Genomic DNA, 16,852 nt, shown 5'->3' with positions numbered 1-16,852 from the left:
GAGATGCCGAGTGTTGCAAGTGGAATGGAAGTCGATTCCTGTCAGTTTTTAAATTCAAAAAAAACATGTCAAGTACATTCACCGCAATCGCAAAACCAATTAAGCTTTCTCCGAAATCTCGTGAAGAATGGTTATCACTTCGTCAGGGAATCGGTAGTTCAGAAATTGCAACCATACTTGCTTTAAACAAGTGGGAAACGCCGTACCAGTTATGGCTGAGAAAAACCGGTCAGACGCCGCCCAAAACTGAATCGTTCGCGATGAAAGCCGGGCACTATCTGGAAGACGCCGTGTCACTTTTCTGGCAGGATGAATCCGGGCGCCAGGTTATCAAATCATCGTCAGCTGAAAACATTTATGTTCATCCGGAAAAGGATTTTCTCCGAGTATCTCCGGACCGGACTTACTGGATACCGGGTATGACCAAAAACGACGACAACAAAGGGATTTTGGAGTGCAAGACAACTCAAATGCCCGTTGATGGTGATGATCTGCCGATGTATTGGTTTGCTCAGGTTCAGTATCAAATGGGCGTCATGCAAAAGGAGCAGGGATCCATTGCCTGGCTGCAAGGTGGTAGAGAGTTCGGGTACAAAGATGTGGCTCTTGTCCCTGATTTCTACGAGTATCTTGTTGAAGAAGCGGAAAAATTCTGGTTCGTTAACGTTCAGGGTAGGGTTGAGCCTGATATGATTAGCTCCGAGGACGTCCTTCTTAAATATGCCAAGCATTTTGACGGAAAGATTGTCGAGGCGCCGGAAAGTCTTGTATTTGAATTGTCTCGCTTGAAGGATGTCAAAGAACAGATTAAAGAGCTTGACGCCAAGAAAGACGAGATCGAAGAGTACACAAAGCTTTTTATGATGGACGCAGAGGCGCTCATGTATTCCGGTCAGTCGTTAGCAACATGGAAAGCGGCCAAGGATAGTCAAAAGTTCGATACCAAAGCATTTGAAAAGAAACATCCTGAATTGTATTCCCAGTTTTTGGTAAATACAGCTGGTAGTAGACGGTTTCTTTTGAAATAATAAAAATAAAATAAAAGGAGGGTGTTTATGCCGTCGACATTTTTCGGCTCCTGTTTTACAGGGTTTCTTTCAATTTCAAAATTTTAAATTTATATGAAATATCAATTTAAAGGAACAGTAGGTCCTTGGAGATGGGAAATAAACGAAAAGCACAAAAATGTTCAATTGTGCGGTGGGGTTCCGGCTTTCGACTTGACTGTTATGGACTTTGCTCGATACGGAACCGGCGGAGCAGCTCCAAGATTTAACAAAGATATAGGAGGCGGATTATTGATCATGGAACGAGCCGAGCAATACAGTGAAGAAGTTGAAGGAAGGCGTCATCATGCCAGTTGGTTTAAAACATTAAATCACCCGGACGCAAATCTTATTGCCGCTGCGCCGGACCTGCTAAATGCTGCCATTCTTTATTTGGAACATAAGCAATTTGGTACCGGAGATGCTTACGATGTCTATGAATTTATCAAAGCTGCCGTAAATAAGGCGCTCAACAATTAAAGATAGAGGAGGGTAATTATGCCGCCGGACATTCTTCCAGCGCTGCATTGCAGTTAACCGTGTCAAATTCATTTCATCATGATTAAAATACTAAATATCGTTCATGCACTCGTTTGGCTGGGCATTCTTGCTGCTTCCTGTTTAATTTTTATACCTTTTTTTGCCCTGGAAGCGATCTTTAAACTTTTTAAATTCAAATAGTCCATGGAACTGAAACGTCGTATCTGGACCGATGCAGAAGTTGAAATATTTAAAAGGATCTATCCAGATCAAAGTTCAGCTGATATTGCCGCAGTCTTTGGGAAATCTTTAAATCAGGTGTACAATCTGGCGCAAGAACTTGGGGTTAAAAAGTCAGAAGAGTACCTGAAATCAACACAAAGCGGTAGAATCGTCGGTGGCGACCTTGGAATCCCATACAGATTTACAAAAGGCTTCACTCCACACAACAAGGGAAAGGAGATGCCAGCTGAAATTTATGAAAAGGTAAAGGGGACAATGTTTAAAAAGGGCATCATCCCGGCCAATTCAAAAAAAGAAGGTGATATCTCAATTCGGAACGCCAAAAATGGATTTCAATATTATTTCATCCGTGTCGAAAAGAAATGGATCCCGCTGGCCCGTCATGTTTATGAAAATCTGCATGGCCAGATACCCAAAGGTTTATTGATCACCCACATTGACGGGAATACATTGAATGTTGAGCCCGATAATCTAAAAATGATCACCCGTGGTGAAAATTCAAACCGAAACAGGAATCGGGAAAAGGCGTCGGAAACGATGCGCCGGTTGTACCGGGAAGGTAAAGTGAATAATCCGATGATTAACGCTTCGGACCAAATCGTAGCCAACTGGATTGCACCCAGAAATAAACAGCTTCAAACTGAGGTATTGAAGCACCCGGAACTAATTGAATTAAAACGTAATCAAATAAAACTTCGCAGATCATGCAAACAACAGAATTAGCTCAGCCGAACAAATCGATGCTGCCACCGATCCAGATTCCGGAAGGAATGGTAAACCTGGGTGAAATTTCCAAAATGCTCATAGAGCAAATGAAGGAGGTTAAAAACAACCCTGCAGCAATTCCCCAGGCCGAATGCGCCGCCATGGTGGCCGGCAGAATAGTAGACATCGCAAAGACGCAAGTGGCGCAAATGTCGGCGGTCAATGATTTGATCCGGACAAAGAACGGATTGTCATAATAGAATTTTTCAACAGTTAATACTTAATCAAATCCAATGGAAACACAAATGTTAATCACGTCACCTGCGAATGCCTTAAAAGCATACAACAACGCAGATCCATCCATTAAAAAATGGATGAAGGATTTTTATCCGGAGTTTAATTTCGACCCGAATATTACCGATATCGTCATTAGTTATGAGGCGGCATGTGAGGTTGTCGAATTTAAGCCATTGACTATCGAGAACTTTGGCTTTTATCCTGAGGAGGATCGTGAATCTAAATTCGCTTCGCATCAGATCGATATTGTTGCCAAGGCTCTAAATGGGAAAGACGAAAACGGCAATTGGTGGAAGCCGGATTATTCGGACGGAACTCCGAAGTATTTCCCAAGACATTATTGGGATGAAGGTGCTGCGGGCGGTCCCGGTTTCTCGTTCGACGGCTACATCTACGCCTACTCGATCTCGAACGTCGGTGCCCGCCACAGTTTCAGAAAAAGAGAGCATGCTGTTTTTGCAGGCCAACATTTCGTTTCAACTTATAATAAATTTTTATCCCCATCCGTATAATTATGAAAAATTACGAATCAATTCAGTCACTGGAAGACGCTTACAAAGCAACCAAATTCGATCCAACCATTGACCTTTTCCAAAACCCTTCTACTGACCGTCAAATTGCGGCTAACTCATTTACTAATGCAACAGTATTGACGGAGGCTATCAATCAAAATGATGACGGTTCAAAATGGATCCCCGATTTTGACACCTATGAAGATAAGTACGAGATATGGTGGAGGATGCGAAGCGAGGCTGCGGGCGGTCCCGGTTTCTCGTACCACGACTTCAGCTGCGGCTACTCGCGCTCGTGCGTCGGTGCCCGCCTTGTTTTTAGAAGTAGAGCGCGTGCTAAATATGCCGCCACGACTTTCCCGCATATATTCAAGCCATTTATGACAATGGAAAAATAAAATATTAGGGTTGTGTTCCGCTGGCTGCAGGCAGTCCCAGTTTCTCGTACAACGACTACAACTACGACAACTCGAACTCGAACGTCAGTGCCCGAAAATGCTAATGAAAGATAATTGGCGGAGCAAACCTTGGCAACATGCCAAAAAATGACTTACAAATTTTATGGGGCTTTGGTACCGTTTCGGGAAGATGACCTGCAAAGCATAGGCTTTATGAAGAGATATGGAAATTTGTACGGACGAATCGTTGATATGGATAATCTTCGATTGGCCGCACGAAAAGCAATGAAAGGGAAGTTTTACCAGGCTGGCGTACGAGAGTACTTGAAAGATCCAGAAGGGAATTTAACGAAGCTCCATCGGGCGCTGGTTGACAAAACCTATAAAATTTCTCCGTACAAAATTTTTGTAATTTTCGAACCAAAACGCCGAGAGATATACCGGTTGCCTTTTATAGACCGCGTTGTTCAACACGCGATCATGAATATCCTGGAAGATATATGGGTGAGTATGTTCACTGCTGACACTTATAGTTGCATAAAAGGAAGGGGCGTCCATTCTGCTGCTTTAAAAATCAAAAAAGCATTACAGGATGAAGAAAATACCACATACTGTTTAAAAATTGATGTTCGAAAGTTTTATCCAAGCGTTGATCGGAAAATATTGAAACAGATCATACGGCTTAAAATAAAGGATAAAGATCTTTTAAGTCTATTGGACTCAATAATTGACAGTGCAGAAGGTTTGCCCATCGGCAATTATCTTTCACAACACCTGGCCAATTTATACATGACGTATTTTGATCATTGGTTGAAAGAGACAATGAAGGTTCGATATTATTTTAGGTACTGCGATGATATAGCCATATTTTCAGGATCCAAAAGGTACCTGCATCAGATATTGTCGGATATCCGGATTTATTTGGAAGTTGACCTCCATTTATCAATAAAGTCGAATTACCAGGTATTTTCAGTAGAAATCCGTGGCGTTGATATGCTTGGATATGTTTTCAGGCGAAGGTATACTCGACTAAGAAAATCGATAAAGAAAAATTTCGCGCGAGCTGTTGCCAAGAGGAAATCCAGGTCCACTATTGAAGCATACAAAGGATGGACCAAGCACGCCGATTGCAAAAATTTATTAAAAGTACTCTCCGATGAAAAAAATAAAGAAGTTCAGCGAAATGGGCATTCAGGCAGAGGTCGGTGGCTTGATTGGCGAAAAAATCAGCATGAAAAGGCTGGTGAACCGAGAAATTACAGTGCACGCGTTTAAAATTAGTAATTCTAAATATCCCGAAAAGGGCAACGCAAAGTGTCTTCAGATACAAGTTTCTATCGGGGGCGAGATGAGAGTAGTTTTTACCGGATCAACAATACTTCAGGCGACGATTCAAAAAGTATCTCCGGAAGATTTTCCCTTCACGACTACGATCGAGGAAGATAATATGAGACTAGAATTTAAATAACGTATTTCACCTTTAAATAATCAAGATAATGGCCAGTTGGTACAAAGCGAACATTCGCTACCAAAAAGAAGACAATGCAGGAGCATTGCAAACGATAAATGAGTGTTACCTGATTGATAGTGTCAGTTTCACTGAAGCAGAGGCACGGGCTTACAAACAAATTGTTACCGGCGCAAGCGACTTTTCTGTCACTGCAATTAATAAGATGCGCCTATCGGATCTGTTTACCTACGAAGACGGCGAAAGATGGTTCAAGGCCAAAGTGATCTATTACTCTGTGGACGAAAAGTCTGGCAAGGATAAGAAGGTTGTGAACTATATGCTGGTAAACGCCGACGGAATTGACCAGGCATTGCAGCGGATCACAGAGAGCCTTCGCACGATGCTCATTCCATATGAGACCACAGATCTTAATTTAACGACAATCCTGGACGTGTTTCCTTATATGGTCGACGAAGAGGAAGAAGAGATCCCGGATAACCTCAGACCTCTTTCCGAAGTGCTTGCAGAACGAAGCAAAGAAAATTCACAGGAAGAAAATATTCCTTGAATGAATATTAAATAGTTGCATTGCAACTAAATATTTTTAAATTTGTTTCTTATGTTTCCGGGGTGGACTTCCGGTTAACAACAAAGGCAGAGATACTCAAATCCCTGTACGGGCAGTTAGTGCGTTGCCTTTCGCACGTTGGTCTAGTCCGCCCTGCCCGTACAGGGATTATTTAGTGTTAAATCGCAATTCAAAGATATAATGAATATTCATTCAAGTGTAAAAACTGGGAAGCTTGTCATCGTCAAAACCAGAGGTGAGGACAGCGCCCAAAGTAACGCGGCTCCGCCATTATCGTTTTCAGGGCGTCTGGAATCAATCGAAACACAGGAGCGGGGTAAAGAGGAAGTCAAATTTATTCATTTGAGTTATTGGGGCCTGGTAGCCAAAGTAAATCATTTTGGCAAACTGATAGGATGGGAGCGAGGTAATAAGGTCCTAAGTATACCCATCCGGAATGTTGTGGAGGTTACACCATTGACAAGAGGATAAAAGTGGGTGCGTATAGGTATAATGGTTAGCTGATTTTAGAAGGGAAGTATATCCATTTTTGTTGTTTTTAATATGAAATTTTCGCTCACCATTGATAACATATCATCATATGCCTGGGAGTTGAATATTCAGGAAGCTTATCTTTTTTCCTGGATATACACACTGCCGAGCTGGGCGGACAAAACGGTTATTAACGGCAGTGATTACTTCTTTTCTTCCCGCCACAAAGTGATTGAAGAGCTGCCGATCCTTACCGATAAGCCAGACACTGTGTATCGTTATTTCAAAAAGTTGGAAGAGAAAGGCCTGATTTTACTTCAAAAAATCGATAGTAAAGACTACGTTTCGATCACTGAAAAAGGAAAGAAATGGAACAGTCACGAGCCAAACCCGGAAAAAAATCCGAGTGCCGGAAATTATTCCGAGGGTCGGAAAAAAATCCGAGCGACGGAAAATAATCCGGGAAAACTCGGAAAAAAATCCGAAAATAACTCGGAAAATTTTCCGACATATAATAATACTAGTATTAATACTACTACTACTATAATTCAAAAAGAAGAAGAAGTTGAAAAAGTCGATTTCGATGAACTTGAAGATGCTGAATTGGGAGAAACTCAGCAGGAATCTTATCCTGCATTCGTCGAAGAAGAAAGAAAAAAGTTGAAAGAGGCTATTGCCGCGGATCACCAACCTGAACTCGGTGACGACGATCCCAGGATTGAAGAATTGAAGCAATTCGGTCGGCAGATGTGGAAAAGCGAATTGTTGGTCGAGACTGTCTGCAAGGTTAATTCAATACAATTGGTTGATTTTCAGAGTTATTTGCAAACATTCATAGCTGAAAAAATTATCGAAGAGAAGTTTTCAAAAAGCTATTCGGACGCAAAATCGCATTTCATGAATTGGGTCAGGTTACGCCATGAAAACGTCTTAAAGTCCAGTAAATCAGTACAGGTGATGGAAATTCCAGCACACTTACGAATGAAAAAAATATAGGTCATGAGCTATATTTTCAAAACTCCCTGGCGAGATGCAGCGTATCGGGGGAAATTAAAACCAACGCCGGACGTAAATCCAGCAAATGCGCCGCCACCGATTATTGATGATCTGATTGGTCTAACGCTTGAACTTTTGATTGAGGAAAAAATAACCGACCAACAGGCCAAGAGGCTTTTGACCCACTATGAAGAACTTAAACAGCAAGGACACTGGACATTACCGAAACGAGTTCTCTGATATTTGGTCCGAACGAATGCTGGTAACATCGCTTGTACACCATCCAGAGTTTATTTCCATTGTTCAAAAATTGATACCCTATGATGAAGTTTTTCAGGATGAAGCAGCGAGAATGGTTTACTCCGCAATCAGAGAGCTTTATAACGAGAGAGCTGAAATTAAAAACCTATCTGTTTTCCAGCGGTTAAGGTCCAAAGATCAGTTTTCAATCATTCGCAGGGAGAAGATCAGTCTTAGCAATGATGAAATGGTGCCGCAAACCGAAAGAGAGGTTTTCGATACAGCTGAGGGTGTTTTGTCTCTTTTTAGACGCAGCAGAGCATCAGATCTGAATATCGAACTGAATTCCGAATTGAAGAAAGAAAACAAGGATTCAGAGGTTGCTGAGTTAGTTTACAAGACTTATGAAGCGCTGACTTTAACCGGTGGTGGGATTCTGGAAAAAACGGCCAAAGACTCTGGCAAAAATGCACTGGCACGCATCGATCAGAATATGAAGCTGCAACAGACTGGAAAGATTTCGGGCGTGACCACGGGATCCAAAAAGCTTGACAGCATTCTCGGCGGTTGGCAGGATGATCAGATGATCATCATCGCGGGAAGGCCGGCAATGGGGAAAACGGCTGTTGGAATTGATTTTACACTCGCCGCAGCGGAATCTGGGGCAGGAGTCGGGTTTTTCTCTGTCGAAATGCCTTCTGAGCAGATAACGTTCAGAATGGCGGCAAGGAAATCGGGAGTGCCGTACCAGCGGATCCGAAAGGGAGAAATAGACATCGAGGAGTACAAGCGAATTGAAACCGCGATATCTGAAATTGGGAAGCTTCCGATCTATTTCTACGATGACATGTCAGTCAAGGATGTGAGAAAACTTGAAGCTATCGCTACCGAATGGAAACGGAAAAAGGATATCAAGCTGATCATCATCGACTACATCCAGTATCTGGATATCAAGGGATATAAGAGCTCGTACGACCGGGTAACGGAAATTAGTAAGGCGATCAAAACAATGCAGCGAAATTTGAAAATACCTGTAATCGCCTTGGCGCAGCTCAGTAGGGGAACAGAGGGAAGAACTGACCCTCGGCCCAAGGAATCAGATTTAAGAGATTCGGGACAGCTTGAACAAGACGCCAGCTTAGTTATCGGACTTTTTAACCCCTTGTATTACATCCGGAAGGGGATTAAGATTTATGATGAACTGGAAGATGGCGAGGTGCTCTTTGACGAAAAAATGTACTGCTATTACATTTTGAAAAATAGAGATGGAGAAGCTTGTCGAGTGGACCGTTACGCTGATCTGGGTACCAACCACTTTTCGGATTATCGAGGGTCAGGACAGCCGGTCGTTATGCCGGAACCAGTAAATGCTGCTGTAAAAAATGCCCAGCAAATCCATAATTATTCAAGAAACGAAGTTTTTAACCACCTGGGAGAACCTCCCTTTTAATCTTACACAAACATGATCAGATCAATTTCGCAACCAAGGCGAATTAAACCGGTTCGTCAATCCCGCTCGCTGAACAACAAGGAAAAAGGACTTGCGCTGACGCTCTCTGCATCCGTTCATTACTTGATCCGTACGCTGGACGAAATGGAGCACACGGATCTTTACAGGCACAAATTGAAGCTGGTGGCCAAGGCATTCGTCTACGAGCTAGAAAATCATGCGAAGTCCTGTCTTTGGGGAAATGAAGTACCTGGCACGGACCTGAATAAAGTCAATGATCAGATGGAAAGCATCGTGAGCATGCACCATAACCTGCTGATGATCGCTCTTTCGATGGGTGAAATTCATAAGGCACAGCAGCCTCTTTTCTGGCAGGAAATGCAGAAGCAATTCAAGCGCTTCGATGTCCCGCTGCGCATGACTCCTGAGGGAGATCTGGAATTTATAAACAGGGATTAAGATCATTCAAGCTTCAACACTGATCGTATGAAATCAACAGACGACTTCAAAAAAGTCATAAGCCAGTATCTGGAAGACCTGGCCCAAAATGACGAATTGTTTGCGGAAACACTGAAAAAGACAAACAAAAGTATCGAAGGATGTATCACCTACATTCTTAACCAGGTCCAAAAAAGCGGATGTAACGGATTCGCTGACGCCGAGATCTTTGGAATGGCCGTGCACTATTACGATGAAGACGACATCAAGCCAGGGAAGCCGGTCAACTGTCAAGTCGTGGTCAATCGCAGCGTCGAACTTCCTGAACTTTCTCCGGAAGATATCGAAAAAGCGAAACAGCTTGCATTTGATAAGATCGTTGAGCAGGAAGCGCAGCGGATCAAGAAAAAACCTCAGAAAAAACAGGAGCAACCTGTATTAGTTCAATCTTCATTGTTTTGAGTCATGCAGCCGAAAACGAAATTTCAAAAGAAGGTAGTCGAAGTTCAGAAGAAGTTAAAACCGATTACGGAACAGCAAATCCGTTGGGGATATGACAATTGTTTTGAAAACTCGGGTACGATTACAAAGCATAAAGCCGGTTGTTTGGAGTGTGGTCATTCTTGGAGCCAGAAAGCAAACCTTCTGGTAACGATTGGTGGTTGCGAGTGTCCGTCATGCGGGAAGGAATTGAAAATCGAACTGACAGCGAAAAGAAAACACCAAAAAGCATCGTATTGGGCTATCCTGACAACGATCGGCGAATTTCAGGTCGTCAGAGTGATTTATCTAACAAAGTATTGCAAGATTGGGACAGTAGCTCATTTGAGCTGTACCGAAGTAATGCAGCATTGGATTACGGCAGGTGGGAAGTCGGCGGTTTTTTCAAAATCGGTAAATCCTATGTCACTTTACTACGATAACTGGATCCTTTTGAGCGAATTGGAATTGAAAGGAACAATGTCGCAAGCTTCCAATTTGCGGAGCTCGATTATTCCAAACAAGATTCATCCGAAACGTAAAGTCCTCCCTGAAATCAGGAGGAACGGATTTAAAGGGAACTTTCATGGTATTTCTCCGGCGAACTTCTTTAAGGTCATACTTCAAGACAGTCAGTTCGAAACGCTGCTCAAAGCGAATCAAATCAGTATGTTGTCGTATTACTATTCTCGATATTCTTACAATGATCCGATAACGAAGTATTGGAAGAGTATCAAGATCTGCATCCGAAATAATTACATTATTAAAGATGCAGGTACGTGGGTGGATTACTTGAACATGCTTTCTTTTTTCAATAAGGACCTTCTCAGTAGCCATTACATATGCCCGATCGATTTGAAAGATTCACACGATCGGCTTGTTAAAAAGCACCGTGAGGTATCAAAGCGAAGGAAACTTGAACAAGCCCGGAGAGATCTTCAAGACTGGCAAGCTGAGTATGAAAAGCAGAAAGGCAAGTCCTTTGGGATTTCATTCAGCGAGGGAGAGATCACAGTCAAAGTGCTTGAAACGGTTGAAGAATTTCAAAAGGAAAGCGAATTATTAAGACACTGTTTATTCGGGAGTGGATATTACAAAAAAGAAGGTTCATTGTGTCTGTCAGCGCGAATAGAAGATCAACCTATTGAAACGATCGAAATTTCTCTGTCTACGTTGACGATCGTTCAGGCACGAGGAAGGGGTAACCAAGCTACCGAGCACCACGAAAAAATAGTAAATCTGGTTAAAAATAACCTGAACAAGATAAGCCGATTAATTAATTGAAGTATATGTGGAGTTATTACGGAGCCAAAACCAATGTGGTTCAGCATTACCCACCACCTAGACACGGAAAGATCATTGAGCCATTCGCCGGTACCGCTCGTTATGCTCTGAGATATTTTGACAGGGAAGTTCTTTTGGTTGACAAGTATGAGGTGATCATCAAAATCTGGAAGTTTTTACAAAGCTGCTCCGCAAATGACATTTTGAGTTTGCCTAGATTCACGCATGGTGAGAATATCAATAATCACAAATACGATTGCGAAGAGCAGCGGCTTTTAATGGGGTTTTTAATTGGATATGCACATCGCTCACCCACCGATAAAGCCACGGTAAGAGCAAGGGAAAGACCAAATAGGCTAAATTATAATATCAACCAGGTCGCGCAGAATCTTTGGAAAATAAAACATTGGCAGTTTCAGTGGAGCAGCTATGAAGATATTCCGGATCAGGAAGCAACCTGGTTTATTGATCCACCTTATCAGTTCGGGGGGCATTGTTACCGGGAAAGCAATCGGAATATTGATTTCAATCTTTTAGCGGATTGGTGTCAATCTCGGACCGGCCAAGTTATCGTTTGCGAAAACACCAAGGCGAATTGGATGGACTTTAAGCCTCTGGTTTCACAGCAATGTTCATCTGGTCGGAATTATGAAGCTATTTGGACAAATGGGCAATCATCATTTGACTTTAAACAACTATCAATTTTTTAATCAATCAACAAACAATGAACATACCAATCACTGACGTCGAACGTGTCGTCATTTTGGGTCGATCTGCCCAATATCAGGTCAAAGATGAAACAAATGGATGGGAAACGAAAGTCCGTAAAACCTACGAAGGGGAATGGAAAGGCAACCTGGTTGAAGATATGAAACAGCTGTATCAGCAGGAGGTCCGAAAGGAATCCTATCGGTTCTCCAAATTGGAACCATACCATTAACCCAGTACACAATAAACCTTAAATCAATTTTTAACAAATCAATTTATCATCACAATGAAAAAATCACTCGCAGTTTTACTTCTCTCAATCAGCCTTTTTAGTTGCAAAGAAGAAAAGGTAGTTGTCGTACAGCCATCAGATCAATTCACTGGTACCACTTGGAGCAGCTACCAGACTAATCTACCTGATGGCCGACGTATTTATAAGATCGTTCAGTTCGAAAAGCCTGATGTCGTTAAAATCGACTATCGGATTGACAAGATCTATCTGCATTATTCGATAGGGGAGTTTACTTACCTGACTACCGGTGATAAGATTTGGGTTCGTAATCCGGACAACACAATTGCACCGGGCGAGATTGTCGATAATCAGTTTGTTTTTGGTGGCGAACATTTCGTGCAGGAGAAATGAAATTAAAAGACGTAACAACACTCGTCGATATCAATCAGGGGGACTTTCTCCTGATTGATGGTTTCTTCGATGAAGGCGAACGGATCCAGCTTCATAAAGTTCAGCGGGTGAAATTGTCGGTAAGGGACGGCACTGAGATCATTCTCAAAAAGAAAGGGAATGTGTACTTCAATCTCGGCATGTATTTACAAGGGACGAGCTGGGCGAAGAAGGTTTGTATTGTAAATCCATAAATAAAATTATCAACCTGGCTTTAATGAAAGCCGTAATCGATAAAGTATTTCATGACAGATAAACAAAAATTAGAGTTTGGGTTCGAAATAATCGCAGGCATGCACGCCGAGATTGCAGATCAAGATATGGAATATGGCCGAGCCGAAACTGCGGAGGGCTTGGCACTCGACCCGGATTGCCCACCAGAATATATTGAAAGTCACTCTCGTGGTGTTGAGCTGGCAAATATTCGAATTAATAGACAAGCTCCATTCATGGCAAATGTGGTACTGGCGAAATTGGAAGCGATGGGTTTCGAGTTGAAAGAAAATAAAAACACAAAGAATCCACCATCAATTGTAACCAGAGATTAGGCCATGACAAAAGTTCTAACATACAGTCGGACATTCCCGGCATTCCATCCGAAAAAAGGTCAGCCGACTCATTTTGTTGAAAAACTTATCGAGGGGTTCCTTGAATTGGGAGATATAGAAATCACAGATGATCAGTTAAACCTTTGCGATTTCAGCGTAATGCGGCCCGACGTTTGGTCAAAGTATACCACCATCCGCGCCGGCAATAACTGGAAAGCTGGCGACATGTTCAGCCCTCGCGTATGGTCCGGGAAACCGTACAATTCGCCTCAGATAATTATTGCGCCTGATATCAGGATTGAGAAGGTTTGGGACGTGGAAGTTGATGAAGACTTATGCTTGTGGATTGTAGGCGGCGATGAACAGGATGAAGGTATCCTTGAAAAAGTTGCCCGAAATGACGGATTGGAGCTGCAAGACCTCCTATCGTGGTTTAATAAACCGATGTCCGGACAGATTATTTGTTGGAACAAAAACATTGAATACTGATGAAAAGCGACCCAGAATATGAAATGTGGCGATCGGCCATTTCGGGAGACTTGCATGATGAAGGCGTATCAGAATCAAAGACAGTTAGTCACACGGTACACATGTCGGTCAATATCCAAGGTTTTTTAAGAAATGCAGGCAAGAAAGATTTGACTGGCATATTCTCGGATGAGAACGGGAAAGAGCTTTCTGATTCCGAAGCACGACTGATGCTGCAAAATGCTTTGGCTAAGGGATGGAGAAAGCTTCCATGTAGCGACTGTGAAGGCTTTGACCATTTTGAACATGGATGTCCCGGTCATTCAATCGAATAGCATTCCGGGAACCAGTTGAGAGAAGACCCTCCGGGTTCCCATTTTTTGAAACATTAACAGATTCAAACCTATGGACAATAAATTATTGAATGCTTATATAGCGCAACAAATAAGAGACAAACGGAAAGAGCTTGGAGTGACTCAAGATGATATTGCCAATGCACTTGGATTGCACCGTGTTTCTGTGGTCAATATGGAAATGGAAAGACAGCAAATTAAGGCGGCCCACCTATTCGCCCTGGCTGGTATTTTCCAATGTCAGATTTCTGATTTTTTCCCAGATACTGAGAAAATGGAAATTTCGGAAGAACTGGTTGAAGTGGTTGTTTTGAAAAAAGTCAAAAGATTCATATCGAAACAACCTTAACAGATTTGAACCGTATGCCAACAAGCGAAGAAATATACAGGCACTTTACCCACATGCAACAAGCAGCATACCGGGAGCTGGACGAAGCTCAAAAGGACGACAAAGAGTTGAGAAACATCATTTGTGGGAAATTAATGGTGTTCGATGAAATGGCGGCTTGGTTTAAGCGAAAAATAAGCAGTCTTAAACCTTAACAGATTCGAACCCTCCGGAAGAGGATTCAACAATTTTGCCGAATTATGTAACCAGTTATGATGTAAATTCTATTTACCAATGAAAAATATTGCTTTATTGATATATAATAGTACTTTGCGCTTGTAACTGATTAGTGATTAATTAAACCTTAAAAAAACCTTCCATGAGTCAATACCTTCACAAAAACACAATGGCGGAAATGCGCGCTCTTACGTCTCCAGAAATCGCAGCCGTACTCGACGATACCTACGTAGGCGTAATGCTACATGGTTATTATGCATATGGAGATACACCTGCTGCAATTACTTATTACAAATCATCTACCACTCTGGCCGATGATCAGGGAAGTGTGATAGTCATCGGAACTCTGACGTTGGAGCATAAATTTTCAGTCTGCGATATGGCTTACTATGGCCTACAAACGGCGACCAATACTGCTGCTGTGGCGGATAGGAATACTTTGGTAATCAACAATGCGCTAAAAATTGCTCCTAAGGTGATCATTACCCAGCCTGGTGAATACTTTTGTCGGGGAAACAGAGGTGGAGAGGGAGGAGCTTACCAGTATTTTGTCGATCCTACCTACGGAGCCGTCGCCTGGCAAATGGGAAACGGTCAAGGACAAAGCGAATCCACACTTATCACGAGTGGAATCGATATTCCGTCCAATAGGACTTTTGAGATGGGGGACGATGTGACCCTTCATATGAGAGGGACATTCATGCAATGCTATAATTTTATAAATGTCTGGCAAAAAGAAAATGTAATCATTAGAGGCGGTAAAGTTATTGGTGACTTCGATTTGGATCCCGAACTAAACCAGCACAAAGGATTAGATCCAGCTGATCATTGGCATTATGGAAAAAATGATGGCGGTGAATGGGGGTTCGGTATCATCATCCAAGGAAGTAAAAATGTATTGATAGAAAACGTTGACATCTCACACATGTGGGCCGACGGTCTTTATATTTCTCCTGATTACCTGAATAATTATCAAGTAAGTACAGATGTGACCTTTGTAAATGTAAAATCACATCATAACAGAAGACAAGGACTAAGTGTCAACGGGGGGCTGCGTTTATCCTTTTATAATTGTGAGTTCTCGGATTCAAAAGGTACAGCACCCGAAAGTGGCGTTGATCTTGAAAGAGATTCTGACATTTCATCAGTGCACCTTAAAGATGTCCTGTTCTTCGATTGTAAATTCTTAAACAATAACAATTGGGGAGCAGTCACGGCACAGAGAGAAGACGAAGAATTGAACGTAAGATTCGAGAACTGCATTTTTGACGGAAATGTTGTACAAGATTATTACGGTAGCAGAGGGAATGGGGTTGCATTTACCAGTTGTCGCTTTGGGTATCAGCCATCAAGATTTTATTCAATAAAACTTGATGGGGCGTATAATCACACTTTTGACAAGTGTGAATTTGGCAACGCTATCCAAGTAATACAAAAGGTAATAGAGGTGGATGATAACAATTACCTGTATTATCGAAGTAAAAATATAACATTTACCAATTCGAAAATTCTGGATTTACGGCTAAGATCTAGTTTATTTGAATTTATCGACCTAGGCAACTCAATAAATGTCAGAATACAGGACTGCTATTTTGAAAGCACGACTATACAAGATGATCGAAGGCTCATTATCTCGAACGGTGGTGAGAACATAGAATTGCTTAACAACACAGTTAGAGAATTAGGATCTGTTTTCGACGTTCAAAACATAGTTGGCTTTCGGTTTAACAATAACGTAGTTATCAATTCACAGCGAGTTACAGGCATTTTGAGAGGAAATGTGAAATACTTTGAACTTTGTGACAACACAATTTCTGGAAACTCTTACTACGTAACTAACGCATTTGCTCCTGCGTTTATGCTGTGGGGGGCGGGGAGCGCGTACGGCAGGATATCAGACAATGTGATCTACAAGGACCCCATTTTTACAACGGTCGGGGTTTATGCTGGACAGGGGTCAGGTTTGTACAGAGAGTACACCAGTGCCTCGGATAATGTGGTTGTAGCGAATAATAAAACTTATGATTTTACAAATTCGAATGCTTTTCAGTTTAACGGAGGATCAACAAATTTGTCAGTAAGCTATTTAAATCAGGAGGCTGACACTACTTACAAAGGAATTGTCAACCAATCAGTTGCTATTTCAACAATTAGCACTGCTAATGCCACTGATGCATCTACGACGCAGGCTTTGGTCAATGAATTAAAAGCAAAGATCAATACACTTATAACTGATCAGAAAACCGCGGGTCTGATAAAAGTGTAGAATTTTGCACTTACTTGGATTGGCCAAAACTTGACTTGTCGGATAAGGTGGAATTAGTCAGCACGAGACTGTAAACTAAACTGTGTCACCTCTTAATTTATTTAAGGGGAAAAATAAGTAAATTAGTTTAACTTATAGACACAATGAAGACAAACGAATCGTTCGATTTTCAACGCTTCAAAG

General features: G+C 42.0%; 26 protein-coding genes. All 26 read left to right on the top strand.

What is annotated here, in order from left to right; all coding sequences use genetic code 11:
• Positions 1 to 65 precede the first annotated feature (65 nt).
• Positions 66 to 1,028 carry a lambda-exonuclease family protein gene (locus tag RB622_RS05580; protein ID WP_308045546.1) on the top strand — a complete coding sequence of 321 codons (963 nt, stop codon included), beginning with the start codon at positions 66 to 68 and terminating at the stop codon, positions 1,026 to 1,028.
• Between the two features lie 93 nt (positions 1,029 to 1,121).
• On the top strand, positions 1,122 to 1,526 hold the full coding sequence (locus RB622_RS05575) for a hypothetical protein (protein ID WP_308045545.1): 405 nt from the start codon (positions 1,122 to 1,124) through the stop codon (positions 1,524 to 1,526).
• A gap of 78 nt (positions 1,527 to 1,604) precedes the next feature.
• Positions 1,605 to 1,727 carry a hypothetical protein gene (locus RB622_RS05570; protein ID WP_308045544.1) on the top strand — a complete coding sequence of 41 codons (123 nt, stop codon included), beginning with the start codon at positions 1,605 to 1,607 and terminating at the stop codon, positions 1,725 to 1,727.
• A 3-nt stretch (positions 1,728 to 1,730) separates the two neighbouring features.
• Positions 1,731 to 2,492: an HNH endonuclease signature motif containing protein gene (locus tag RB622_RS05565; protein ID WP_308045543.1), complete on the top strand. Its 762-nt coding sequence runs from the start codon at positions 1,731 to 1,733 to the stop codon at positions 2,490 to 2,492.
• Complete coding sequence (locus RB622_RS05560) at positions 2,474 to 2,731, top strand: hypothetical protein (RefSeq protein ID WP_308045542.1); 258 nt, start codon at positions 2,474 to 2,476, stop codon at positions 2,729 to 2,731. Before RB622_RS05565 ends, RB622_RS05560 begins: the two co-directional genes overlap by 19 nt.
• A 36-nt stretch (positions 2,732 to 2,767) precedes the next feature.
• Positions 2,768 to 3,283, top strand: a complete 516-nt coding sequence (locus RB622_RS05555; RefSeq protein ID WP_308045541.1) for a hypothetical protein — start codon at positions 2,768 to 2,770, stop codon at positions 3,281 to 3,283.
• Between the two features lie 2 nt (positions 3,284 to 3,285).
• The gene (locus RB622_RS05550) at positions 3,286 to 3,681 is read left to right on the top strand and encodes a hypothetical protein (protein WP_308045540.1); all 396 of its coding nucleotides are present in this window, start codon (positions 3,286 to 3,288) and stop codon (positions 3,679 to 3,681) included.
• A 147-nt stretch (positions 3,682 to 3,828) separates the two neighbouring features.
• Positions 3,829 to 4,956, top strand: a complete 1,128-nt coding sequence (locus tag RB622_RS05545) for a reverse transcriptase/maturase family protein (protein WP_308045539.1) — start codon at positions 3,829 to 3,831, stop codon at positions 4,954 to 4,956.
• A 221-nt stretch (positions 4,957 to 5,177) separates the two neighbouring features.
• The gene (locus tag RB622_RS05540; RefSeq protein WP_308045538.1) at positions 5,178 to 5,699 is read left to right on the top strand and encodes a DUF4494 domain-containing protein; all 522 of its coding nucleotides are present in this window, start codon (positions 5,178 to 5,180) and stop codon (positions 5,697 to 5,699) included.
• A 201-nt stretch (positions 5,700 to 5,900) separates the two neighbouring features.
• Positions 5,901 to 6,191, top strand: coding sequence for a hypothetical protein (locus tag RB622_RS05535; RefSeq protein WP_308045537.1), 291 nt, complete (start codon positions 5,901 to 5,903; stop codon positions 6,189 to 6,191).
• 72 nt (positions 6,192 to 6,263) lie between these two features.
• Positions 6,264 to 7,187: a hypothetical protein gene (locus RB622_RS05530; protein ID WP_308045536.1), complete on the top strand. Its 924-nt coding sequence runs from the start codon at positions 6,264 to 6,266 to the stop codon at positions 7,185 to 7,187.
• A gap of 3 nt (positions 7,188 to 7,190) precedes the next feature.
• Positions 7,191 to 7,427, top strand: coding sequence for a hypothetical protein (locus RB622_RS05525; protein WP_308045535.1), 237 nt, complete (start codon positions 7,191 to 7,193; stop codon positions 7,425 to 7,427).
• On the top strand, positions 7,375 to 8,877 hold the full coding sequence (locus tag RB622_RS05520) for a DnaB-like helicase C-terminal domain-containing protein (RefSeq protein WP_308045534.1): 1,503 nt from the start codon (positions 7,375 to 7,377) through the stop codon (positions 8,875 to 8,877). Before RB622_RS05525 ends, RB622_RS05520 begins: the two co-directional genes overlap by 53 nt.
• A 12-nt stretch (positions 8,878 to 8,889) precedes the next feature.
• Complete coding sequence (locus RB622_RS05515) at positions 8,890 to 9,336, top strand: hypothetical protein (RefSeq protein WP_308045533.1); 447 nt, start codon at positions 8,890 to 8,892, stop codon at positions 9,334 to 9,336.
• A 27-nt stretch (positions 9,337 to 9,363) separates the two neighbouring features.
• A complete protein-coding gene (locus RB622_RS05510; RefSeq protein ID WP_308045532.1) occupies positions 9,364 to 9,777 on the top strand; it encodes a PcfK-like family protein in 414 nt (137 codons plus the stop codon).
• Between the two features lie 3 nt (positions 9,778 to 9,780).
• Entirely contained in the window at positions 9,781 to 11,079 is a 1,299-nt protein-coding gene (locus RB622_RS05505; protein ID WP_308045531.1) for a PcfJ domain-containing protein, read from the top strand.
• A 5-nt stretch (positions 11,080 to 11,084) separates the two neighbouring features.
• Positions 11,085 to 11,789 (top strand): hypothetical protein, encoded by a 705-nt coding sequence (locus RB622_RS05500; RefSeq protein WP_308045530.1) that lies wholly within the window; start codon positions 11,085 to 11,087, stop codon positions 11,787 to 11,789.
• Positions 11,790 to 11,803: 14 nt separating this feature from the next.
• Positions 11,804 to 12,019: a hypothetical protein gene (locus RB622_RS05495; RefSeq protein ID WP_308045529.1), complete on the top strand. Its 216-nt coding sequence runs from the start codon at positions 11,804 to 11,806 to the stop codon at positions 12,017 to 12,019.
• Between the two features lie 54 nt (positions 12,020 to 12,073).
• Positions 12,074 to 12,430, top strand: coding sequence for a hypothetical protein (locus RB622_RS05490; protein ID WP_308045528.1), 357 nt, complete (start codon positions 12,074 to 12,076; stop codon positions 12,428 to 12,430).
• Entirely contained in the window at positions 12,427 to 12,663 is a 237-nt protein-coding gene (locus tag RB622_RS05485) for a hypothetical protein (RefSeq protein ID WP_308045527.1), read from the top strand. Before RB622_RS05490 ends, RB622_RS05485 begins: the two co-directional genes overlap by 4 nt.
• Before the next feature lie 51 nt (positions 12,664 to 12,714).
• Positions 12,715 to 13,017: a hypothetical protein gene (locus RB622_RS05480; RefSeq protein ID WP_308045526.1), complete on the top strand. Its 303-nt coding sequence runs from the start codon at positions 12,715 to 12,717 to the stop codon at positions 13,015 to 13,017.
• Between the two features lie 3 nt (positions 13,018 to 13,020).
• Positions 13,021 to 13,506: a hypothetical protein gene (locus RB622_RS05475; protein ID WP_308045525.1), complete on the top strand. Its 486-nt coding sequence runs from the start codon at positions 13,021 to 13,023 to the stop codon at positions 13,504 to 13,506.
• The gene (locus tag RB622_RS05470; RefSeq protein ID WP_308045524.1) at positions 13,506 to 13,820 is read left to right on the top strand and encodes a hypothetical protein; all 315 of its coding nucleotides are present in this window, start codon (positions 13,506 to 13,508) and stop codon (positions 13,818 to 13,820) included. The genes RB622_RS05475 and RB622_RS05470 overlap by 1 nt, the downstream gene beginning before the upstream one ends.
• Positions 13,821 to 13,890: 70 nt before the next feature.
• Complete coding sequence (locus RB622_RS05465; RefSeq protein WP_308045523.1) at positions 13,891 to 14,187, top strand: helix-turn-helix domain-containing protein; 297 nt, start codon at positions 13,891 to 13,893, stop codon at positions 14,185 to 14,187.
• 14 nt (positions 14,188 to 14,201) lie between these two features.
• Complete coding sequence (locus RB622_RS05460) at positions 14,202 to 14,381, top strand: hypothetical protein (RefSeq protein ID WP_308045522.1); 180 nt, start codon at positions 14,202 to 14,204, stop codon at positions 14,379 to 14,381.
• 164 nt (positions 14,382 to 14,545) lie between these two features.
• A complete protein-coding gene (locus RB622_RS05455) occupies positions 14,546 to 16,669 on the top strand; it encodes a right-handed parallel beta-helix repeat-containing protein (RefSeq protein WP_308045521.1) in 2,124 nt (707 codons plus the stop codon).
• The last annotated feature ends 183 nt before the right edge of the window (positions 16,670 to 16,852 follow it).

Origin of the sequence: Dyadobacter sp. LHD-138 (assembly GCF_030929615.1) — a bacterium.
Taxonomy (GTDB): Bacteria; Bacteroidota; Bacteroidia; order Cytophagales; family Spirosomataceae; genus Dyadobacter.
The sequence above is the reverse complement of the archived record's forward strand: the minus strand, read 5'-3'. Positions and strand labels throughout refer to the sequence as shown.